Raw genomic sequence first — 23,610 nt, forward strand, 5'->3', positions numbered from 1 at the left:
TAATATGAGTCTATATATAAGTAAAAAAATAAAAAATCCAATTGTAACCTTTATATTTGATTATAAGAATAATTTACAAAAAAGGGGCTATCTTTAAAATGATTTTAATAATCATTAAAAGGTAGCGCCCTTTTTGATTTGACTAAGCTTTCTGTCTATCATTAAACTCAATTAGCTTTTCTATTTATTTTAGTATTGGATTTTTTCTTTTTCACTTTCAATATGAAAATTCTATTCCCATTAGATTCTTATGGTATTCGAGGAGATGAATTATCTCTTCAATTGTATCTAAAGAAATTTTATTGTCTATTTCATAAAATACCTGATATTGTTAATTAATCTCACAAATAGAATTCTTAAGGTTTTCTTGGAGTTTAGCCTCATTTTTTTCATTAGACTGCCACCATACAAAAGAATATTTATTAGCATTGTTTTTTGTCCATCTATAAAAAGATTTTCGTAGGAAATCTTGCCCCATCAGCAAGAATAGTAACTAACTGAATTATATAATCACTGTAGTCTAGCTGATCCAAAATTTCTTCTAATAATCTAACTGAATCTTCTTTAGGAATAAAATTTTCTGTATTTATAGATAAAAACAATTGATATTCTCTCATATTATTGATACCCCTCATAGGTATATAATAGTTGTGGTGATTATATTATACCCAAAAGCCAGATTCTTAGGAGTTTGTGTTTTTATTTTTTTGCAAAAAAAGGGCGTCTCAGCCCTAGAATTTATTTTCTATTTTGACACAACCCCTTTTTAAAAATTATCACTCCAGACAATAATTAGCTTTTTTCGTAGATAAAGTATAGAAAAAAGTAAGCAGGAGGAAGAATAATGATAAATAGGGTTAAAGGATTTATTTTTTTGCTGGCAGTAATAGTAATGCTAACAGGCTGTACAACAGAAGTAGATCAGCTACAAGATCAGATTGATAGATTTATTGAAATAGGAGAAAATTATGTAGATGGACAGGATTTTGATGGCAGCCATTCCTTTGAAAAGGAAATTGAAAGTGGTATTACAGAAATAAGAATAGATAATAACGTTGGAAAAATCAATATTTTAGGTAGTAATAAAGAAAATGGGGAAATGAAAATTACAAAAAGAGTAAACACACGCCTTGGCAATAAGTCAGACATCGAGAGAGGTCTGGATAGTATAGATGTCACAATATCGGAAAAAGGAGATATTCTTACTATTAAAGCTGTTATTTCTAAGGATTTGAATAATATATTCAGCAGTAGAGCTGTAGATATTGATCTAAGTTTACCTGCAGATATAAAGCTAATAAGAATAGAAAATAATGTAGGGGATGTTACTCTCAATGATATGGATGTTGAAGAAATTACAATTAAAACCAATGTTGGAGATACTTTTCTCATAAATACAACAGTAGAATCAGTTGACATAGCTGGTAATGTAGGAAAGATGAATTTTTACAATTCTTTAATAAAGGGCAAAATAAAAACATCTACAGGAAGTATTACTATTGAAAAAGGAATGCTCTCAGGAAGCAGTAGGGTCGAAACCTCAACTGGCTCTATCAGCATGACAGGTGGATTAAATGAGTTAGGAGATTACTATTTCTCAAGTAAAACAGGATCAATATTAATGGCAATCAATGAGGATTTTTCATTCAATATAGATGCTAAAGCAGGAGTAGGGAGCATTGATAATAATATAGCTTTAGACAATATGAGGATGGAAAAAGGAAGACTAAGGGGAAGTCGCAATGATGGTAAAGCCAATATCAATATAACAACAGATGTTGGAAGCATACGATTGATAAAAATCAATGAATAATGACTATAGAGTAATTAGTATTATAAGCACTATATTTTTATAGCATAATTAATCTAGCTTTTTAAATGAAGCTACCATCCTTATTAAAACTATTTGAATAAAAAATATTGATTTAAGTAAAAATATATGATATATTGTTTTCCAATAGAATCTTGATAAAACAGTGATGAGGAGAGTAGATGTAATAGCTGCTTAAGCGAGCTGAAGTTGGTGGAAGTTCAGCGTAGTTATACATTGAAGCGCACCTTTGAGGATTTTCCTGAAACTAGTAGGGTAAAACGGTTTTCCTCCGTTAAAGGGAATAGAGTGGGTAGCAATACCAACAAGAGTGGTAACACGGGATTAAACTCTCGTCTCTTATTATATAGAGATGAGGGTTTTTTTATTGTTTAATTAGTTGAAATACTAAACTATGTGAATATTACTTAATGCAGGTTAATGCATGTGTTATTAATATTCTAACAATAAATTCATAAAAAACAGGAGGTAATAAAATGGACTTTAAAGCAATGCTAAGTGATATTTTATCGAAGGAGATTCAAGAACTCACAAAGGAAGAGCTATTACTTACAATCGAAATACCTAAAAATGCAGACATGGGTGACTTTGCCTTCCCCTGCTTTAAATTATCTAAGGCCTATAGAAAAGCACCTAATATGATTGCCCAGGACCTAGCAGAAAAGATTACTTTAACTGAAGCCTTTGATAAAGTTGAAGTTGCTGGAGGGTATTTGAACTTTTTTGTAAATAGAAAGTACTTTGCACAAGAAATTATAGGAGAAATAATTAATAGAGGAGATAAATATGGATCTCAAGAAATTGGTGCTGGAAATGTTATATGCATAGATTTTTCTGCACCTAACGTTGCAAAGCCCTTTCATGTTGGACACCTTCGTTCAACTGTTATAGGGAATTCTTTGTATAGAATATATGAATTTTTAGGATATAATTGTGTTGGCATTAATCACCTTGGAGATTGGGGCACACAATTTGGAAAGGTAATAGTGGCTTATAAAAATTGGGGTAACAAAGAGGAAATAGAAAAGGAACCTATCAAAACGTTATTAGATCTTTATGTTAAATTCCACGATGAAGCAGAATTAAACCCAGAGCTAGAAAATGAAGCCAGAAATTGGTTTGTTAAAATGGAAAAGGGAGATGAAGAAGCTTTATCACTATGGGAATGGTTTAGTTCAGAGACCATAAAGGAATTAAAAAAGATTTATAGGCTTTTAAATGTTGAATTTGATTACTATTCAGGCGAGAGCTTCTATAACGATAAAATGGAGGCTATACTTGAAGAGCTAAAAAGTAAAAATCTTTTAAAAGATAGCGAAGGAGCTGTTTTAATAGATTTAGAAGAGTATAATATGCCTCCATGTTTAGTTCAAAAGAAGGATGGCAGTACTTTATATGCTACTAGAGACATTACAGCCGCCATATATCGAAAAAACACCTTCAACTTCTACAAGTGTCTTTATGTTACAGACTATTCTCAGAACTTACACTTTGCCCAATGGTTTAAGGTTATTGATCTAATGGGGTATCCATGGGCAGAGGATATAATTCACGTACCCTTTGGAAGAGTCAGTCATGAGGGAAGAAGAATACAAACTAGAAAAGGAAATGTGGTTCTTCTAGAAGAGGTTATGACAGGAGCCGTTGAAAGAGTTAAAGAAATAATTGGTGAGAAGAATCCAAATCTAGAAAATAAAGAAGAGGTTGCGAAAGATATTGGAATAGGTGCAGTAATTTTTAATGATTTAAGTAATAATCGAATAAAAGATATTTCCTTCTCTTGGGAGACGGCCTTCAGTTTTGAAGGTGAAACAGGGCCCTATGTTCAGTACACCCATGCTAGATCTTCAAGCGTTTTGAGAAAGGCAGATATTGATGTTACAGCCGAAATTAACGGAGCTGCTTTAACCGATGATGTTACATTAGCAGTATTAAAGCTTATACAACAGTTTCCTGAGGCTATAATAGATGCTCAAAGAAAAAATGAGCCCTCAATTATTACAAGGCATATTATAGATATAGCCCAGTCTTTTAATCGATTCTATCATGACCATCCTATCTTAGTTGAAGATGAAGAGGTTAAAAAGGCTAGACTAGCAGTTGTATTCGCTGTAAAACAAGTTCTTAAAACAGGCTTATATCTATTAGGAATAAAGGCTCCAGAAAAAATGTAATCAAATTCTACTTGTATCTTTGGTTAAAATTTATTACCATTAGATAGTAACGTTTTTCTTCTTGGGGGGTAATGCTTTGACTAAGGAACAACAAATACAACAGGCTTATAAATCAATGGCTTATGGTGATGCCATAGGCTTCTTATATGAGAATACAGGTAGCTACCAAGATTTTATGGAGTTTTCTTTCGAATGGAGTCAAGATATTATTTTAAAACAGGCTCCAGGGCAGTATAGCGACCTAACAGAATTACTGATAATACTAACAAAATCGTTGCTGGATGATATTGATTGCTGTAAAGTTACCGTGGATGATAAAAGATTGCTGGCGGAATTAGAACTGTTTCAATATTATAGACATGGGAATCCAATAAATCTTTTAAGCTATATTAATGAAGGAAATAATTATCATAAAGGCCCTGCTTATAGAAATGATAAGCGGGGCTATGGTGTTTCTCGTGTAGCAGCAATATTTTTTGCAAATAAAAATCTTAAAGTGGCAATTGAGGAAATATATAGGCACATTATAGCTACTAATATACATCCACAGGTGATATTAACAGCTTTACTGGTGGTCAAAGTTCTTTATTTGCTATTAGAGAACTCTCAAATAGAAAGAGAAGATTTGATACAGCAGCTAAAAGAATATTTAATTAATTTAAGAAGACAAGATTTTGAGATAGATATAGAATTTAACATCCATCCTCTGCAATACGAGAAGGAAAAGGTGGAATACATTATTGCTTTAGATAGGATAAAAGATGCAGGGCAAGAGGCACCCCTAAAGGAAGATTGGAACAGTAGAGATATGCTTATGGCTGCTATTACAAGTTTTTTTAGGTTGAGGGATGAAAAATCTCTAAATCTAGAAATAATGCCTTCTTATGATATTAGGGAATCACTAGCTTTAGCCTATGGTTTTTTTGGAATATGCAATAGTAATACAATTGAATTGGTAAAAAACTTAAAAAATGCAGCTTTTATTGAAAATATGGGAGAGTATATTGTAAAGTTAAGAAATTATGAAATAAAAAGAAAACAATATACTAATGAAAACATGCTAGATATCTTTAATCAAAAGACTGGATCTACTATAAAGCATCCTATATTAAATGTATGTAAAATAATGGATCGAACAGAGGATAGTAAAATCATACAAGTACTTGTAAACAGTAAGTCGGGAGAATATCTATTAACAAAAAGAAAAGACAGTGATTAACTGTCTTATGCTTTATTATTTTCGAAGAAATTCTATAAATTCCTCTTCAGTTGCATTTGCTAAAATACTTAACTGTTTAACAATGGTATTCTTAAGCTCAATGAAGGAAGAGATGTTAGTTTGTTCTCCAGTGTATTCAAGGGCTTTTATAATGAGAAGCATGTCTTCTTTTGAGATTTCCTCTACTGATATGGTAGAAAATTCCTCCATTTGCAGTCTCCTTTCTATCGGTAACTATTAGTGTATTACTATATTATAATTCTACAATTATAGGAAAATACCTTCACAGTTCTACAAGTTTTTTCATTAAATAGGAAAGTTCGTTAGAATTTCCTATTTAATACGGGGTTGTTAAGGGGGCGGCCCCCTTATGTTTGCAAGGAGAGTACAGCGAAGCGTCCTAGAGAACGCATGAGTTCTCTGGAAAACAAAAGCATTTCTTCATTGTTTTAAAACCCATGAAATGCTTTTGTTCATTAAATATTATAGAAGGAAGGGCTATTGTGATAGTAACTAATTACCTTGCAAAAACAAATCAGAAGCAAATTAAAAGGATATGGGCCCTGGCATGGCCAGTAATGGTAGGTCAATTTCTTCACACAATGATGGTTATGGCTGATATGTGGTTTATAGCTAGACTTGGAAGCCTAGAGGCAGCAGCAGCCGGAACCAGTACATCTGTAATCGGAGTAATCCAGGTTTTACCCTTTCTTATAGCAACTGGGGTAATTGCGCTGGTGTCAAGATTTTCTGGTGCAAAGGATGAAGAAAATATTAAGAGTATAACTATAAATGGAATGATACTATCAATATTAGTAGGATTCATGGTAACCTTTTTATTCTATTACTCAATAAATGATGTCCTGAAAATATTTGGAGAAGTAAACGAAGGTGTTATGGCTCAGGCTAAGGTTTATTTAGGGATAGCTTTATTTGGAATACCATTTTTCTTTTATAACGCAACCTCAAAGGCAATTATTCAAGCAACTGGTGATACTAAAAATCCCGTAAAGATTTTTATTCTAATGAATGTAACAAACATACTATTGGATTACATTTTTATTATGGTGTTAAAGAGAGGAATTGGTGGAGCAGCTTTAGCAACTGTAATATCAGAAGTGTTAGGCTTTACATTAATGAGCCTATTGGTATTCAAAAATATTTTTGGTAATAGAATCAGAACCTTTATAGATGCAATGCAGTTTAAATTTAATACCAGCCTGCGGATATTAAAAATAGGACTCTATTCTGTCTTACAAATGATAACAAGGCCATTAACAGGTCTAGTTATGTACAGAATTGTATTAGCCCAAGGAGTTGCAGCAGGTGCTGCCTTTGGAATCGGAGGAAGACTTTTTAATTTTGTTTTTATTTTTTTGGCGGGACTGGGAACAGCAATGTCGGTATTAGTCGGACATAATTTAGGGCAAAAGGATACAGCAGGTGCAGACGAGATTGTTAAACAAGGAATGCGTCTTGCACTATTGAATATGCTGGTTTTTTCAATTCCCTTCTTTGTCTTTCCTGAGTATTTAATGAGGGCTTTTGTAGATGATGTAGAGGTAATAAAGGTGGGGGTGGAATATCTTCGAATATGCTATTTAGGAGTTATTTTTGTTATATTCCCATTTGTATTTGGCTCCGCCTTTACAGGAGCAGGAGACACCTTTCCACCCATGCTGGCTTCTATTTTAGGGAACTGGGGTGTGAAAATTCCAATAGCATATATTTTGACCAACATGTATAGCTTAGGTACCAATGGAGTTTGGATAGCCATTAGCTTATCAGTTGTAGTTGAAGCATTAGTTATGATTGTATGGTTTTATAGGGGTAAGTGGAAAGAAAAAAGTATATGAAAATGAAAAGAGTTAATGAATAAAATTCACTAACTCTTTCTATATAAATTGTTGTTTTAATATACCTTAAGCTGCTCTTTGGAAGGACTTATTCTTGGCTGCATTATAAACAATGAATAATGCTACAGCTGATACTGAGTGTATTGAACTCTTCATATCATTTGAAAGACTTTCTCCTCTAGATTGATAATCATAATGGAGGCGATTTATTATATTCTGTATCTTTTCAACTGTATAATTTTCTGCGTTAAACTGCTGGCTTTTCACTTCGATCTTCTGGTTAAAATCTTTAAAAAGCCTATGGAGCTGACCTTCGTAAGTCAAATGGTTTATAAAATTTTTATGATATGTTTTTCTGTCATTATGAGGTACGCAAAAGTAGTCGGCAATAAAATGAGTAACTTCGCCTATTTGCTGCGAAAACTGCTTCATAAATGCCTTGTTAGAAACTAGATCGTTTTGTGAAAGCTCAAGTATTTCATTTATAACAATTGAGAAGGATTGAGGCTTAAAGTGCTTTACTTTGAAAAAACTAGGAGAAATATCTGGTTTGATGCTCCCATATATTAAACTAGTCTTATTTAACTCAATTCCTAAAGTTTCTTTGACATTTCTATGCAAGTGCTCAGAAATAATCTTATGTGTAAATGGTAACAAGTGGCAACAACCTTTCCTGTAAAATTACAACTACCTATATTATAAGAAATATTCTTATTTATTACAATGAACTTTACATAAAATATAGATATATAACAAAAAGTTAATATTCCATTACCTTATAAGTCTAAAAATACTATGCTTTATAATATCCTCCAATATTTTCTTACTATTAATTTTGTAATAGAAAACCAACTGTCCTTCCTGGAAAATAACATTACTTATTTCAATAGCATCTGGTGAAGAAATTGGAAGAAATATCCCTTCTTCACTAATCACTAAAGCTCCATATTGCATGACTCTAGAACCTATCACTCTATTGAAAAGATTATTTGATACTTTTATTTTAGACAGCTTAATATCTTCAATACTTAAACTAATTTGCTGCTGCTCCCTTTGGTATTTTGGTAAAAGCCTTGATTCAATCTTAACGGGAAGTATTTTAAGGTTTCCATAAAGCATCATATTTATCAATTGATCCTTCAATTCAATCTCAACAGAATTAATGTCTAATTGACCAAAGCTTGCCGTTAAATTTCCTTTGTTTATCTGATAATTAATATATCCATTTAGTTCATTTTCAGTGATGACAAATATATTTTCCTCGAACAAACGAATTTTATCACTGGGAATTTTACTTAAAAAATAGTTCTCATCATAAATAGGCCCATCTATGGTTGGAAAATTATTAACTGGAGCAGGAAAATACAGCATAAAAAAAGCAGTTATGCTAAATATTACGATTAGAAAAAGACTAAAAAAAATAAGAAATTTCTTCATTTTATTACCCCTCGTAATATGTTTTTAAAATGCCTAAAACATGATCCCTATTATAACATATATTGTTTTTATTGAACTGCAAAACTATACTATCTATGTTATAATGTATATGTATTTTAAGGGGGGGATAATGTGTATTTAACAGATAATTGGTCTATAATAGACCCTCTTATAAGGGATAATATAGCCGCAAATCTAAATACTATTGGTAGAATGAAAAACAATAAAGGCATTAAAATTTATGTGGACAATCTGGAAAGTCCTAGAGGGTTTGTATTAAAAGACGACTATTGGGTGATACCATATAGTAAAGATGAGGATATGGTAAGAAGTATGCTGAGTAGCTTCCCGCTAACAGATGAGGTTGGCTTTTGTGGTATTCAAAACAAAACTGCTGAAATTGTTATGAAGCACCTTAAAGAATATGAGCTGGCATGGGATGAAGATTGTGAGCTATTTTATTTACCAGAGGAATTGTATAGTAAGTATGAAAACTTAGAAGGATTACCCTATTTACAGGAGCAAGACATTGAAATAGTCGATCGTTACTATACTTATCGCGATGAAACCTCAAGAGAATATTTGTTGGAATGTATAAAAAATAGACCTTCTTCCAAACTAACTAATCAGGAAGGCTCTCCAATATCTTGGGCATTGGTACGAGAAGATAATTCATTGGGTGTTATGTATACAGTCTCTGATTATCGCAATAAAGGACTGGCTAAAATAATTACTGCAGACTTAATCCATAAAACCATAGCAAGAGGGAACATACCTTATGTACATATCAGGGCAGACAATAATGCATCCAAGAACCTTGCAAAGGAAATGGGGTTTGTTTTTTGGGATAAAATACTATGGTTTGGATTGAGAAAGAAATCAAGAAAAGAGGAATAAGATGAAGGTGCTCTTAACGGCTTTGAATGCAAAGTATATACATACAAATCTGGCTATTAGGTACTTGAAAAAGTCCGTAGAGAAGCTTTTTCCAGAAACTCAAACTATGGAATTTACTATTAATCATCATATTGAATATATACTGGCAGAAATATATAAAGCTCATCCCGATGTGCTTTGTTTCTCCTGTTATATATGGAATATTGATATGGTTTTGGAAATATGCGATTCAATTAAAAAAGTAATGCCAGAGTTAACCATTATATTGGGAGGGCCAGAGGTTTCCTTCGATGCAGATGTTCTCATGAAAAATAATGATGCAATTGATATTGTAGTTATTGGAGATGGCGAATTAACCTTTAAAAATCTATTGGATACATTATATAAATATGGTGACTATTCTGAAATTCCAGGTATTGTCTATAGAGCACGGGGAAATGTGTTTTTTACTTCAGAACATTCCGATAAGCTAAAAATGGTAGAGCTTCCATTTCCCTATGAAGATGAAGCTATAGATAAGGATAAAATCGTATATTATGAAAGCTCTAGGGGATGCCCATTTAATTGCCAATACTGTTTATCTTCATCATTTCAAGGGGTTGATTATTTACCGATTGAACGGGTGAAAGAGGAGCTTATGTACCTACTAAAGACAGAGGTAAGACAGGTGAAGTTTGTTGACCGTACCTTCAATGCACGAAAAGAATACGCACTAGAAATAATGAAATTTATATTAGAAAATAATAATGGTATAACTAACTTTCACTTTGAGGTGACTGCTGATTTAATAGACGAAGAAATGTTAATTTTTCTTGAATCTGTGCCCACAGGACTTTTTCAATTTGAAATAGGAATACAATCAACAAATGAAGAGACCTTGAAGGCTATTGATCGTAAAATGAACTTTGATATACTAAAGAAAATAGTTATTAGGATAGCCTCCTATAGAAATATTCATCAGCATCTAGATTTAATAGTGGGACTACCTATGGAAGACTATTATTCCTTTAGAAAATCCTTTAACGATGTTTTTGCCTTAAGACCCGAGAAGCTACAGGTGGGTTTTTTAAAACTTTTAAAGGGTTCAGGCCTCAAAATCAATGCAGAAAAATACCAGTATGTATATAGTAGTAAACCACCCTATGAGGTGCTACAGAGTAATGCATTAAACTATGGCGAAATCATACGTCTTAAGGGCGTTGAGGAAATGATTGAAACCTATTGGAATTCTAGGATTTTTACTGCATCAATTGAAGCGATAGTACAAAACTTTTATAGTAATGATTTTAGTTTTTTCGAAGAGTTGTGGAAATATTGGAATAATAGAGGCCATCAGCATCAAGCCCATAGTAAAAACCTCCTATATCAAATTCTTTTGGACTTTTACATGGAGCAGGGTTTTGAAGGGTTAGACGTATTCCAGGAGGTTTTAAAATTTGACTATCTTAAAAATACCCGATCATCTTCTATACCAAGCTTTCTGCCTAGAATAATTGAAGATAACTTCAAAAACAAATGTCATGAATTTCTACAGCAGGAAGAAAATATACATAAGTATTTAGCAGTATACACCGATATTCCAGCAAAGCAAATCATTAAAAAAGTTCATTTTGAAAAGTTTCGATATAATGTAGTTGAATTGGAACGCATACCTAAACTGTTTAAGGAAGCAGTTAAGAAAAATACTATTTTGCTTTTTGACTATGATATGGAAAGCAAAGCCATAGATCATTCTAAGTATTATGAGGTTTCATTTCAGGATTAATATAGTGGGTATTAAAATTACAGGGGTGATATAAATGGAAATATTAAGAGACCTTTTATACACAAATCGTGGTATATTAAAGGACACATTTAAAAGCGCGAAGAAAAACTGGCCGATTATTTTTATGGGTTTGTTTTATTCGATTGCAACAATTTTTCTTTATAGTATTTTACAATACTTTTGGATCTTAGCTGGTATTATCCTTATCATTGCAACAAGTGCCTTAATATCAAACTACCTTTATCTTTTAAACTGTATAGTAACTAGGAATAAGATTAGTTTTCAAGACTTTAAAGATGGATTTACGGCCTACCTAAGAAAGGTTTGGGGAATTCTATTTGTATTTTGGGTTGCATCATTGGCCTTCGATTTAGTAGTGGCTCCTTTATTGATGTTTACACTATCACCAACTGCATTAAGGCTAATGATTAGCTTTCTTTTATTCATACTTTTGAATTCTTTACCAGAAGTAATTTATCAAAAACATTATAATCCATGGGAAACCATAACATATTCTATGGCTTTTGTTAGGGACAACTGGTTGGAATGGTTTATTCCCAATAGTATATTATTTTTGGTGCTTTTCTTTTTTACAGGAAATCTAATAACCTCTATTACAAGATATTCACTACTGAATATTTTCTTGAACTCACAAGGCATATTATTGTATATTTTAGGACAAATCTGGTTAGCCTTTGCAATGATATATCGTGGATATCTTTTTGATCTATTGAGTACCAGCAACAGGAGAAAGAGACTATTCATGAGAAAGTTTTAATAGAAGTACATAAAGAACTCATTTAAAGGTATTAAGGGGGGATATAAATTGAATATAAAATACGAAAAAATGTCTACAATAGATATAACAGGAGCTGTAATATTATTTAGAAAGCTAGTGGAGGAAGCATCTGAGGTTTCCTTCTCTGAGGTGGAAAATGAAAAACAGCTACTAGATTGGTTGCAAAATCCAAACTACTACTTATTTGTTGCAAAGGAAGATAATGAAGTTGTGGCTGTGTTTAGGTGCTCAAGAGGAGAAGGAGCTAAAAAACATAGTGGATTACTGACAATAGCTGTTGATCCTGCTTATAGAGGAAAGCATATTGCAAGTAGCTTCACCTTGTACTGTTTAGAAGAATTAAAGAAATCAGGTATTAAACTGGCAAGGGCATATATATACAGTGATAACAAACCATCCATTAATACTATATTGGCCTGTGGATTCAGTGTTTCTGGCTGTGTATATCAGCATCATTATAATGATAAAAAAGGAATTTATGTAGATGATATTATATTTCATAAGCTATTGTAAAATATTATAGTGGGGGAAAGTCTATGGAGTTTTTAATTGAACCATATCTTAAGGAAAAATCTCAAGAGCTTTCATTTGTTCAACTTAAGGGAGATGCAGAAGTAGGGGTTGAAAATTATCAGCTACCTTCAGAGGGGCTAGATGTACCTATATTGACGGAAGAACTGGCAGAAAATATTAAAAAGAAAAGACCTGATGAGGTTTTAACTGTTGCAGCAATTGTTAGAGGTATGATTCATACCATTGGAATTGACTCTAATTTCAAATATTTAGAAGAGTACATAAAATTTCTTTATGCTTTTGACGCTAATATTGAAGCTTATATTATGTATCAAGGAGTCAAATATATAGATAGTAACAAGCCTATCGAAAGTATAATTTTTTTTAAGGCCCTAGTAACAATTAATCCTCAAAACCCAAAAGGATTATTAAATTATGCTGCTGCAGTTGCCAACTATGGAAATGAATATTTAAAGTCAGGACATAAGCAGTCAAAGGCTTTTCATAAAGAAGCAAAAGAAAAATTTGAGGAATTACTCAATAGGGGTATTGAAGAGCCGTTGATTTACTATCACCTTGCATACTTATATCGTTATGAAAAACAGTTTATCAAATCCCGAAAAATGGGTGAAATTTATTTAAATGTGTCGGATGAGGAACTTCTAAAAGATAATGTGATTGTTTTGCTTAGAGAAATTAAAGATTTAGCCCTTTATGAAGAGGGGTACGAAGCCATATTATCTGGAAAACCACAAATAGGAGTACCGATTCTAGAAGAATTACTAGAGGAGTATAAAGAGTGGTGGAATCTTTACTTTTTTGTAGGATTAGGTAACCGACTACTTGGAAACTACAAAGAAGCAATAAATAGCTTTGAACAGGTTTTAGAGCTAGAGGAAGATCAACTGGATTCATTGGTGGAGCTTGGACTATGCTACAGTAGCATTAATGACCTGCAGGAAGCCATAGATTATTTCACAAGGGCCTTGAGAATTGGTGGAGATAATAGTGAAATTCTATGTAATCTTGCTATGGTATATATGGAGACAGGATGCCTACTTGAGGCAGAAGAAATTATTCGGCGATCTCTTGAATTAAACCCAGATGATGAAATTACCCAGCTTTGTTTTAAAAAGCTTCAAAGTCAGCTGAAGATAACTAACAATTAATTATATTGCAAAAAATATGGAGGAAAACACTAAACAATAGCGAAGTAATAATATAGACTTGCTAATTTATTTTAGGAATTAAAAAATATTAATAATACGGGGTGATATTATGATAAAAAACTTATCTGATTTATTAAAAAGAGCACAAACCCAGAAAAAAATGAGACTAGTAGTTGCTGCTGCTCAAGACCTAGATGTTTTAAAAGCAGTTTCTGATGCAAAGCAATATAATATCATTGATGGAATATTAGTCGGAGATGAAGAAAAGATAAAAGCAATTGCTGTAGAGAATAACATTGACTTAAAACAGTTTACAGTAATTAACAAACCCGACTTAATGGAAGCTGCTCTAGAGGCTGTTAGACTTGTCTCTTCTGGAGAAGCTGATTTTGTTATGAAGGGTATCCTTGATACATCAATTCTATTGAAGGCAGTTCTTGATAAAGAGGTTGGGCTTCGTACGAATCGCCTTCTTAGTCATGTTATGGTATATGAGGTGGAAAAATATCACAAGCTTTTATTCTTAACCGATGGCGGTATGAACATAAATCCTGGGCTGGAAGAGAAAAAGGGAATACTGATGAATGCAGTATTATCAGCTAAAGCATTGGGTAATGATGAAATAAAAGTTGCCTGCTTAGCAGCAAAGGAAAAGGTCAGTGATAAAATGCCAGCAACAGTGGATGGTGCCGAGCTTAAAAGGCTTGCAGAAGAAGGAAGCTTTGGAGATGGAGTTATAGTTGAAGGACCAATAGCCTTTGACTTAGCAGTATCTAAAGAGGCAGCAGAAGTAAAGGGATACAAAAGTCCTGTTGCTGGTGAAGCGGATATTATTTTGGTGCCAACTATTGAAGTTGGAAATGGTATAGGTAAAGCCCTTACTTATATGGCCAACTCTAAATCAGCAGGAATTATTATGGGGGCAAAGGCACCTGTGGTGCTTGTATCAAGAGCAGATGATTCTGAAACTAAGCTATACTCAATTGCACTAGGTAGTGTTGTTGCAGCAAATAGTTAATTGTGCAATGTGTAATGAAAAGATAAAAGATATGTATAAGAATATAAGTGGTAAGTAAAAAGCAGATGATACAAAAGCCAAGCTGTTGATCATCTGCTTATTTTATTTTCATTTCCAATTCTCAATTTTCAATTTAATCTTCTCTAGTACTTTTCCTTTATTAATTCATTCAACATTCAACATTTAACATTCAACATTCAGCTCTATTTTTCCGTATTTACAAATTCATTTTTTATCTCATCTAAAAGAGAACTATCTGTAAGTACATCATAGGCTGTAAGTACTAGACCACCAATTGTGCTTGCCATAGAATCGTAGGCCATTTGAGTTTTAGTTGCATCTCTAAATTCCACTGTATGGGCTGGATGATCCTCTTCACATATTGAAAAATAAGGGTGTATTGTAGGTACCAGCTGGCTAACATTACCAATATCCAAAGAACCAAAGCTTTCTCTAGCTCCATACACGTTGCTGACTCCCATGTCTTTTAATCTTTTAGTAAAGGTCTCTGATAGCTTTTGGTTAGTAACAAGATTATCATATGAGGCCTCATAGTTTCGAATCTCTAGCTTTGCACCGGTAGCTAAGGCTGCAGCAGTAGCACAATTCTTGACCTTTTCTACTAACTCCAACAGATACGTTTTAGTTGTTGCCCTTACATAAAATTGTGCAATAGCCAAATCTGGCACGATATTAGCAGCTTTGCCTCCCTCGATTATTACACCATGAATTCTTGAAGTAGTTAAAATGTGCTGTCTTAATGCACCAATATTAACAAAGGTTTGAATAGCAGCATCTAGAGCGTTAATTCCTTTTTCAGGAGCTGCCGCAGCATGGGATGTTTTGCCCCTGAAGGTAAACTCTATAGCCTCCATTGCCAAAGAAGTTCCACTTTGGGTATGCTTACTGCCAGGGTGAACCTCTAAAGCTATGTCAACATCACTAAAGGCACCGTTATCTGCCATGGCCACCTTAGCGCCGCTGGTTTCTTCTGCCGGAGTACCGTATACAACTACTTTTCCAGAAAGATCATGCTGCTTAATTAGCTTACTTAATACTATTCCTGCACCTGTATTAGTAGCACCTAACAAATTGTGACCACAACCATGGCCTAAACCGGGTAAAGCATCATATTCAGATAGAAATGCTATAACTGGCCCGGGTTTTTTACTATCATAAACAGCTTTAAATGCCGTTTTAATATTCATATACCCTTCTTCAACCTCAAAATCAAACTTTTTTAGTAGGGCAACATGGGCACTGCAGGCTTTAAATTCTTCATAGCCCAGCTCTGGGTTATCAAATATGTAGTTGCTTAGTTCAATTAGCTGAGGCTTTAGGTCTTCAGATAACTCTTTTACCTCTTTAATCATTTTTACCTCTCCCTTTAATTAGATTTTCAAAGCCTTACCTTTAATTATAACTTAAATTGAAATTTATGTTATTTATTACATCATATACTTCTAATTATAATCTAGATGGAATGTACATTCCAATAGTACCGTTTACTATACTATTATTTTCTACAGCTATTGTACCGTTTATTATTACATAATCAATTCCTATAGGAGTATTCTTCGGGGCTTCATAGGTGGCAGTATCAATAATTGTCAATGGATCGAATATTACTATATCTGCATCATAACCCTCTTTTATAACACCTTTACTATTCAATCCTAATCTTTTTGCTGGCATAATAGTCATCTTTTTTATAGCGGCAATCAAAGATAACTCTTGATCCTCTCTAACAAGTTTTCCTAATACCCGAGGAAAAGATCCTGCTGCTCTAGGGTGCCCTTGGCCATCTCTGAAAAGACCATCACTGGCAACCATTACAAAGGGAGACTTAAGAGCTTCTACAACCTCATTTTCATTCATTACAAAGGCAACAGCCAACAGGTTGGGGTGTTCTTCTCTCACTTTATAAAACAGCTCTTGGTTGCATCGAATACCCTTATAGGGTGCTTCTGTTAAAAGTATACTGTCGTAGCTTTTATTCCATAATTCAAAGCAGCCCTCATCAAATACAGCTGAGCCGATATAGGTGCTAAAAGCATCGTAGGGGTAGCAATCGGCTGATATATCATGACCTTGGGTAATAGCATTTTGTATAAGCTCAAGAGCTTCCTTCATTTGACCATAGGCAGAGCAACTACCAAGGTGAGATATCTGCATTGGAAACCCTGATAATTTAGATATATCAACTAGTTCATTTAATGAATCGATGGCGTGCTTAGCATCCTTTCGGTAATGGGCTGATAGAAGAAGGTTTTTATCTTCAACAACATTACATAAACTTAGCACTTCCTCAAGATCGACTCCAGGAGAATATTCCAAACCAAAGGAAATTCCTACAGCTCCCCTCGATAAACTGTCTATTACTATTTTCTGCATTTGTGATATCTGTGGCTTTGATGATTTTTTATATCTGTCAGCACTGCCTACTTCATTACGTAGATAATTATGACCAATGAAGGAGAGGTAGTTTACTGGAGCACCATATTTTTGAATAAATCCAATGAAATCCTCTAGGCTTTGTCTATTATTACCGCAATTGCCGGCTACACAAGTAGTTACACCCATTAACACCATGCTATTGGATATATCATATGAGTCATGGGCTTTGGCATAGTCTAGTACCTCTTCGTGCATATGAATGTCAATAAAACCAGGAGACACTATTTTCCCCTCAGCATCAATTTCCTTCTTAGCTGATTCAGGGCAAGCTCCAATGCAGGAAATAACACCCTCTTTGATACCAATATTGCAGTTTTCGCCTTTGTTAGTTTCAAAGTTTAAAACTGTACCATTGATAATTTTTAAATCATACAAATAAATCCCTCCTTATTATATATTTGAAAACACAAGAGTTTAAATCACCATTAATATGTAATTTAATAAGCATAACTAAAATAAACATTAATAAGTTTATATAAACAAACTAAATATTTAAAAAATTTAAAATAAAAAGAGGAATTAATAAATCTTTATAGAATATATTATACACGAAAATGTTCATAAAACAAACAAGTGTTCATTATGCGAACACAATAATTTTCAGGGAGGTTATTATGCAAGATAATGGAACCTTGGCTTCGTTAAAAAAGGCTATAGCTATATTAAATTACCTATCTTCAGAACCATATCAGTTTACAGCAATTGAGATTAGCAAAGCTCTTAATATAAATAGAAGCACTGTTCATAGGATATTATCTTCATTAATAGAGGAAATGATGGTATTACAAAGTCCAGTAACAAAGAAATATAAGCTTGGACCTTTAAGCTATCATATTGGAGCATCCTATCTTCATAGTATGGGTTACATAGATGAGATTCATAGCATAATCGAAAATATTGCTGAAAAGTTAAGTCTATCTGTAGGATATGCAGTAAAAGAGGGTAATAGAATAATGACACTATATGAGGTTGAAGATTATATCTCGGTTAGAATGGGATATAAACCAGGTTCTTTTTATCCAATACACTGTGGAGCATATGGTAAAACTATAATGGCATTTCATAAACCATTGAGCGAACTAAGGGATATAGTATATTCTACGCCACTGGAGAAGAAAAATGAAAGAACAATAACAGACCCAGAAGCATTACTTAAGGAATATGAGAAAATAAGAATACAGGGATATGCAATAAGTAATGGAGAAAACGCAAAGGGCGCAATAGGTGTAGGAGCACCAGTAAGAAACACAAAGGGAGAAGTTGTTGGGTGTGTTGCAGCAGCAGGTATTAAAGCTAGTATAAATCAAGCAAGACTTAATGAAATAAAAAATACAGTAATACGTGGTGCAAATAAAATTAGTAGCTTAATACCTTAAAAATAAATAATTAAGAAAAATAAGGAGGTGGATAGTCTCTCGGTTGTAGTTGTGTTCATTAAATTAAAGGAGGTTGTGTAAATGAGTAGTGAAAGTGTAGCCAAGAAAAAGTTTAAGGTACCCCACACCTATGTAATCATTTTTTCAATTGTAATCATTGCTTTTTTAGGAACTTATTTTATACCAGCAGGAACATACGATAGAGTTCAAGATCCAAACAGTGGAAGAACAGTGGTAGATCCAGCATCTTACCACAGAGTTGAACAAACACCAGTAAAATTCTTCTCCTTTGAAAAACCTCATCTATTTACATCAGTGCATCAAGGAATGCAGGCATCTAATAGTATAATTTTCTTTATTCTTATTGTAGGTGGAGCCTTTGCCATGATACAAGGTACAGGAGCAATTGACGCAGGAATAGGTAGAGCTGCTTTAGCCTTGAAGGACAAAGGAAGCTTAATTATACCGGCAATGATGTTTATATTTGGGTTAGGTGGAGCAACAATAGGGATGGCAGAGGAAACAATAGTCTTCGTACCAATAGGTATTGCTCTGGCAAGGGCTTTAGGCTATGATGCCATTGTTGGGATAGCCATGATAACATTAGGTGCAGCGGCAGGCTTTACAGGTGGATTCATGAATCCATTTACAGTTGGTGTTGCACAAACCATTGCAGAAGTACCTATGTTTTCTGCATTAGGATTTAGAATAGCAATATTTATTGTAACACTAATAATAGGTGCATGGTACGTAATGAGATACGCAAAGAAGGTAAAAGAAAATCCTGAGTCAAGTGTTGTTTATGATCTGGAAAAGGAAAGTAAAGCAAACTTAGACTTATCAGCTATACCAGAGCTGAATGGTAGACATTATGGCGTGTTTGCAGTAATGGTTGTAGGCTTTGTTATAATGATATATGGAATTAAAGCTCATGACTGGTATATACAAGAACTAACCTCTTTATTCTTGATGATGGGTATATTTGCAAGCTTAGTAGGTGGAGTAAGACCTAGTAAAGCAGCAGGTCATTTTGTAGAAGGAGCAAAAGGAATAGCCTTTGGAGCTTTAGTAGTAGGAATAGCAAGAGCAATCCTTGTGGTAATGGAATCAGGACAAATAATCGATACAATTATACATGCAACTGCAGCAGGAATATCATCATTGCCAAGTGTAATGGCAGCATTATTGATGTACGTTGTACAAGTAATACTAAATTTCTTCATACCATCAGGAAGTGGTCAGGCAGCAACAACTATGCCAATAATGGCACCACTGGCGGATTTGGTAGGAGTAACAAGACAAACTGCAGTACTTGCGTATCAGTTTGGTGATGGTTTTACAAACTCAATTATACCAACTTCAGCTGTATTAATGAGCTACCTGGCAATAGGAAAAGTACCATATGAGAAATGGTTTAAGTGGATTCTCCCATTGATGGGAATGTGGATAGGTTCAGGTGCAGTATTCTTAATAATTGCAACATTAATTAATCTTCAGTAGCAACTAATAAAATTCAAACTAAATCCTCAGGCTTCTGAGGATTTAGTTTGGTAAATGATGGGAGCGAATAGTTTATGATAAACTTAAAGGATTGGAAGGGATACATTGCTAACTATTATAACAAAGAAGATTTAGTTAAGCTAACGCAGCAGCTAATTAGAATACCCAGTCATGTTAATCATCCAGGAAGAGAAAGAGAAGTTGGATTGTTTCTAGGAAAATATTGTGAGGAGCAAGGCTTTGATGTTGAAGTGAAGCCTATTGTTGATGGAAGAGTAAATGTCATAGTTACTTTAAAAGGCATTGGTGGTGGTAGAAACCTTCTATTAAATGGACACCTAGATACAGTTCCTCCAGGAGAAATGGACTTTGACCCATATGAAGCAGAAATTGTTGATGGATATATTCATGGTAGAGGTACAGTAGACATGAAGGGACCAATTGCTTCAATGATAACTATGATGAAGGCAATTAAAGAGTCGGGAATTAAAATTAAAGGTGATATAATATTTACTGGAGTTATAGGAGAAGAAGAACAAAGTGAAGGAACAGAAGACTTAGTTAAAAGCGGAATAAAGGCAGATGGAGCCATTGTAGGGGAGCCCTCAAGCTATGAGTATTCAGCTGGACATAGAGGCCTTGAATGGTTAGAAATTCGAATCCAGGGTAGGGCAGCCCATGGTGGAGTCCCACATCTTGGAATTAATGCAATTGAAAAGGCAGCAGTTTTAATCAAGGAAATAAAAGATACAATATATCCAAAGCTTGCAGAAAGAAAAAATCCTTTGATGGGACCATCGGTTATGAATTTTGGTCACATAAAGGGCGGAATTCAACCAAGTACAGTTGCGGATAGTTGCATAATTCAAATAGATAGAAGATATATACCAGGAGAAACTGTAGAATCAGTTATAGGTGAGTATCAAGAGGTAATTGATAAAATTAAAAAGGAAGATCCAGAATTCGAGGCTGAAATCGTACGTATGCCAAATAATATGTTAACCCTTGATCACCTGCCACTTGAAACAAAGTTAGATCAGCCAATTGCAAAGGCAGTGAAAAATGCTTTAAGCACCGTTCTTGAAAAAGAAGCTACCCTATCAACCAAACGAGGTTGGACAGATGCATCTTTGCTTTCTAATTTTGCTGGAATACCGACAATCGTTTATGGACCAGGTAATATAAGCTATTCCCATACTAAAAATGAAAAAATAGCTATAAAGGAATTAGAAGAGGCAGTTGAGGTTTACTTTTTAGCTGCATTAGAATTTTGTGGAATGGAAGAATAATATACTTTTGAGACTTTGGGGTGAAAACTATGATAATGGAAAGAATAAAAAATAAAGATTATCATGATAAAATTATGTCTGCAATGGAAGCTGCTGCTTTAATAAAGGATGGTATGACAATTGCTACAAGTGGATTTACTCCTGCCGGATATCCTAAAGCAGTACCCAAGGCATTGGCAGAAAGAATAAAGAGAGAAGGAATCGATTTAAAAATCAATTTGTATACTGGGGCTTCAGTTGGTGATGAGTTAGATGGAGAATTGGCTAGAGTTGGCGCTATAAAGAAAAGACTACCATATCAAACTCAAAGTGATTGTAGAAATAAAATTAATTGCGGAGAGATAGATTATATTGACATGCACCTAAGCCATGTGTCTGACTTCGTTAGATATGGATTTTTATCAAAAATAGATATAGCTATTGTTGAAGCCATAGCCATAACAGAAGAAGGGTATATTATTCCTTCCACATCTCTTGGAAATACGCCAGCCTTTATTGAAAATGCTGAATTGGTTATTATAGAAATAAACACACGACACCCTAAAGAGCTTGAGGGAATCCACGATGTATATCAACCTCTTAAACCACCCAATAGAATCCCTATACCGGTAATTACTCCAAAGGATCGTATTGGAGAAACATATATTAAGGTTAGTCCAGATAAAATAAAGGCAATTGTTATTAGTGACATACCGGATAGTGTAAAGGAATTTCCTGAAATAGATGAAATCAGCCAACGGATGGCAGACAATCTTATAGACTTTCTAGAAAATGAAGTAGATAATAAGAGACTTCCAGAAAATCTTTTGCCATTGCAATCAGGTGTCGGAGCTGTAGCGAATGCAGTACTAGGAGGCTTAGTTAAGTCGAAATTTAGTGGGCTTTCTATTTACTCAGAGGTAATACAGGACTCAGTGCTAGACTTAATCGATAGTGACAAGGTTAATATTGCATCTGGCTCATCCTTAACCCTTTCCCCTAAGGGGCTAGAAAGGTTTTATAATAATATCGCTAAATATAAAGATAAAATTATTTTAAGACCTCAAGAGATTAGTAATAGCCCTGAAGTAATAAGAAGACTAGGCGTCATTAGTATGAATACAGCAATAGAAGTAGATATATATGGTGATGTTAATTCAACAAATATTATGGGCACAAAAATGATGAATGGCATAGGTGGATCTGGAGATTTTACTAGAAATGCATATATATCTATTTTTACAACTCCTTCTACTGCAAAGGGAGGAAAAATTTCTTCCATAGTGCCATTGGTCTCCCATTGTGATCATACAGAGCATGATGTGCAGGTTGTAATTACAGAGCAGGGAGTAGCTGATTTAAGAGGGTTATCACCGAAGGAAAAAGCTAAGGTTATAATTAATAATTGTGCACATCCAGATTATAAAGATGCCTTACTGGAGTACTATAGTAATGAAATGAATCAATGTCATATTAGTCATAAGCTAAACGAAGCTTTGTCGTGGCATTATAGATTTTTGTCAACTGGAACAATGAAAAAATAGACTAGTAAGAACCCCGCTTATTTAGTTGTGAGCTGAAAACTATTTGGTGGGGTTTTAAAATGTTATTTATTTTTAAATACAATGAATAAGAGTTATTAAAAATGTTAATTCTATATTTATGTAAGCTTTTTTTAAACCAATGATGGAAGCATTTATTAAGAAAATAGGATTACGTACCTAACTACCCAATTGGAAAAACATACTAGCTAATCACCTGTTGACACTTTTGTCGAAAACTGATATATTGATTAAGTCGCTTCGAAGGGAAGACGAAAAGTCTACTAAACATACGGAGCGAAAAAAAATTCAAATATCACTTGACACAGAATAAAAAAAGTGATATAGTAGTTAAGTCGCCACTTGATGGCGGATGGGGCTGAGGCCCTAAAAATAGGTCCTTGAAAACTAAACAGTATAGATATTAAGCCAGCAAAAAAACACATCTTTTAAAAGATGTACCCAGAAATTTTGATTAAGAGTTTGATCCTGGCTCAGGATGAACGCTGGCGGCGTGCCTAACACATGCAAGTCGAGCGGAGTTTATTAAAGGAAGTTTTCGGATGGAATTTAATAAACTTAGCGGCGGACGGGTGAGTAACGCGTGGGCAACCTACCCTGTACAGAGGGACAACAACGGGAAACCGTTGCTAATACCTCATAAAACCCTAAAGGGGCATCCCTTATGGGTCAAAGAATTTCGGTACAGGATGGGCCCGCGTCTGATTAGCTAGTTGGTGGGGTAATGGCCCACCAAGGCGACGATCAGTAGCCGACCTGAGAGGGTGAT

The 23,610-nt window shown here is 34.0% G+C and carries 20 protein-coding genes, 1 rRNA gene and 1 other annotated feature; of the genes, 15 read left to right on the plus strand and 6 right to left on the minus strand.

What is annotated here, in order from left to right:
• Positions 1–443: 443 nt before the first annotated feature.
• Complete coding sequence (locus tag BLP68_RS21855; protein WP_176759077.1) at positions 444–617, minus strand: hypothetical protein; 174 nt, start codon at positions 615–617, stop codon at positions 444–446.
• Between the two features lie 227 nt (positions 618–844).
• Here BLP68_RS21855 and BLP68_RS16155 point away from each other — a divergent pair, with 227 nt between their 5' ends.
• The 3 genes from BLP68_RS16155 (at position 845) to BLP68_RS16165 (ending at position 5,224) form a co-directional block, all read left to right on the plus strand.
• Positions 845–1,813: a DUF4097 family beta strand repeat-containing protein gene (locus BLP68_RS16155; RefSeq protein ID WP_091545775.1), complete on the plus strand. Its 969-nt coding sequence runs from the start codon at positions 845–847 to the stop codon at positions 1,811–1,813.
• Between the two features lie 154 nt (positions 1,814–1,967).
• Positions 1,968–2,174 (plus strand) — a binding site (T-box leader).
• Between the two features lie 133 nt (positions 2,175–2,307).
• A complete protein-coding gene (argS, locus tag BLP68_RS16160) occupies positions 2,308–4,005 on the plus strand; it encodes an arginine--tRNA ligase (RefSeq protein WP_091545777.1) in 1,698 nt (565 codons plus the stop codon).
• A gap of 76 nt (positions 4,006–4,081) precedes the next feature.
• Positions 4,082–5,224, plus strand: a complete 1,143-nt coding sequence (locus BLP68_RS16165) for an ADP-ribosylglycohydrolase family protein (protein WP_091545778.1) — start codon at positions 4,082–4,084, stop codon at positions 5,222–5,224.
• 15 nt (positions 5,225–5,239) lie between these two features.
• Here the strand turns inward: BLP68_RS16165 and BLP68_RS16170 are convergent, their stop codons facing one another.
• Positions 5,240–5,434 (minus strand): hypothetical protein, encoded by a 195-nt coding sequence (locus BLP68_RS16170; RefSeq protein WP_091545780.1) that lies wholly within the window; start codon positions 5,432–5,434, stop codon positions 5,240–5,242.
• A 293-nt stretch (positions 5,435–5,727) separates the two neighbouring features.
• On the opposite strand from BLP68_RS16170, the gene BLP68_RS16175 reads away from it, so the two are divergent.
• A complete protein-coding gene (locus BLP68_RS16175; protein WP_176759078.1) occupies positions 5,728–7,080 on the plus strand; it encodes an MATE family efflux transporter in 1,353 nt (450 codons plus the stop codon).
• A 66-nt stretch (positions 7,081–7,146) separates the two neighbouring features.
• On the opposite strand, the gene BLP68_RS16180 is transcribed toward BLP68_RS16175, so the two are convergent.
• Entirely contained in the window at positions 7,147–7,737 is a 591-nt protein-coding gene (locus BLP68_RS16180) for a zinc dependent phospholipase C family protein (protein WP_091545783.1), read from the minus strand.
• Between the two features lie 114 nt (positions 7,738–7,851).
• Complete coding sequence (locus tag BLP68_RS16185; protein ID WP_091545784.1) at positions 7,852–8,517, minus strand: hypothetical protein; 666 nt, start codon at positions 8,515–8,517, stop codon at positions 7,852–7,854.
• A gap of 132 nt (positions 8,518–8,649) precedes the next feature.
• On the opposite strand from BLP68_RS16185, the gene BLP68_RS16190 reads away from it, so the two are divergent.
• The 6 genes from BLP68_RS16190 to BLP68_RS16215 all read left to right on the plus strand — a co-directional run bounded on the left by BLP68_RS16190 (position 8,650) and on the right by BLP68_RS16215 (position 14,678).
• Positions 8,650–9,414 carry a GNAT family N-acetyltransferase gene (locus BLP68_RS16190; protein WP_091545786.1) on the plus strand — a complete coding sequence of 255 codons (765 nt, stop codon included), beginning with the start codon at positions 8,650–8,652 and terminating at the stop codon, positions 9,412–9,414.
• Position 9,415: 1 nt separating this feature from the next.
• Positions 9,416–11,179 carry a B12-binding domain-containing radical SAM protein gene (locus BLP68_RS16195; RefSeq protein ID WP_091545787.1) on the plus strand — a complete coding sequence of 588 codons (1,764 nt, stop codon included), beginning with the start codon at positions 9,416–9,418 and terminating at the stop codon, positions 11,177–11,179.
• A 34-nt stretch (positions 11,180–11,213) separates the two neighbouring features.
• Entirely contained in the window at positions 11,214–11,957 is a 744-nt protein-coding gene (locus tag BLP68_RS16200) for a hypothetical protein (protein WP_091545789.1), read from the plus strand.
• Between the two features lie 48 nt (positions 11,958–12,005).
• Complete coding sequence (locus BLP68_RS16205) at positions 12,006–12,491, plus strand: GNAT family N-acetyltransferase (RefSeq protein ID WP_091545790.1); 486 nt, start codon at positions 12,006–12,008, stop codon at positions 12,489–12,491.
• 23 nt (positions 12,492–12,514) lie between these two features.
• Complete coding sequence (locus tag BLP68_RS16210; RefSeq protein WP_091545792.1) at positions 12,515–13,660, plus strand: tetratricopeptide repeat protein; 1,146 nt, start codon at positions 12,515–12,517, stop codon at positions 13,658–13,660.
• Positions 13,661–13,769: 109 nt separating this feature from the next.
• A complete protein-coding gene (locus tag BLP68_RS16215) occupies positions 13,770–14,678 on the plus strand; it encodes a bifunctional enoyl-CoA hydratase/phosphate acetyltransferase (RefSeq protein WP_091545793.1) in 909 nt (302 codons plus the stop codon).
• A 203-nt stretch (positions 14,679–14,881) separates the two neighbouring features.
• On the opposite strand, the gene BLP68_RS16220 is transcribed toward BLP68_RS16215, so the two are convergent.
• Together BLP68_RS16220 and BLP68_RS16225 are read right to left on the minus strand one after the other, a co-directional pair.
• Positions 14,882–16,051, minus strand: coding sequence for a M20 family metallopeptidase (locus tag BLP68_RS16220; protein WP_091545795.1), 1,170 nt, complete (start codon positions 16,049–16,051; stop codon positions 14,882–14,884).
• 94 nt (positions 16,052–16,145) lie between these two features.
• Complete coding sequence (locus tag BLP68_RS16225) at positions 16,146–17,510, minus strand: N-acyl-D-amino-acid deacylase family protein (RefSeq protein ID WP_091545797.1); 1,365 nt, start codon at positions 17,508–17,510, stop codon at positions 16,146–16,148.
• 239 nt (positions 17,511–17,749) lie between these two features.
• On the opposite strand from BLP68_RS16225, the gene BLP68_RS16230 reads away from it, so the two are divergent.
• From BLP68_RS16230 to BLP68_RS16250, 5 genes are all read left to right on the plus strand, one after another.
• The gene (locus tag BLP68_RS16230) at positions 17,750–18,511 is read left to right on the plus strand and encodes an IclR family transcriptional regulator (RefSeq protein WP_091545798.1); all 762 of its coding nucleotides are present in this window, start codon (positions 17,750–17,752) and stop codon (positions 18,509–18,511) included.
• An 81-nt stretch (positions 18,512–18,592) separates the two neighbouring features.
• Complete coding sequence (locus BLP68_RS16235; RefSeq protein ID WP_091545800.1) at positions 18,593–20,011, plus strand: YfcC family protein; 1,419 nt, start codon at positions 18,593–18,595, stop codon at positions 20,009–20,011.
• 74 nt (positions 20,012–20,085) lie between these two features.
• Entirely contained in the window at positions 20,086–21,300 is a 1,215-nt protein-coding gene (locus tag BLP68_RS16240; protein WP_091545801.1) for a M20 family metallopeptidase, read from the plus strand.
• Positions 21,301–21,329: 29 nt separating this feature from the next.
• Positions 21,330–22,823: an acetyl-CoA hydrolase/transferase family protein gene (locus BLP68_RS16245; protein WP_330389200.1), complete on the plus strand. Its 1,494-nt coding sequence runs from the start codon at positions 21,330–21,332 to the stop codon at positions 22,821–22,823.
• A gap of 468 nt (positions 22,824–23,291) precedes the next feature.
• Positions 23,292–23,610 (plus strand): 16S ribosomal RNA (locus tag BLP68_RS16250); the annotation flags it as partial.

This window comes from Alkaliphilus peptidifermentans DSM 18978 (assembly GCF_900101495.1).
GTDB lineage: Bacteria > Bacillota > Clostridia > Peptostreptococcales > Natronincolaceae > Alkaliphilus_C > Alkaliphilus_C peptidifermentans.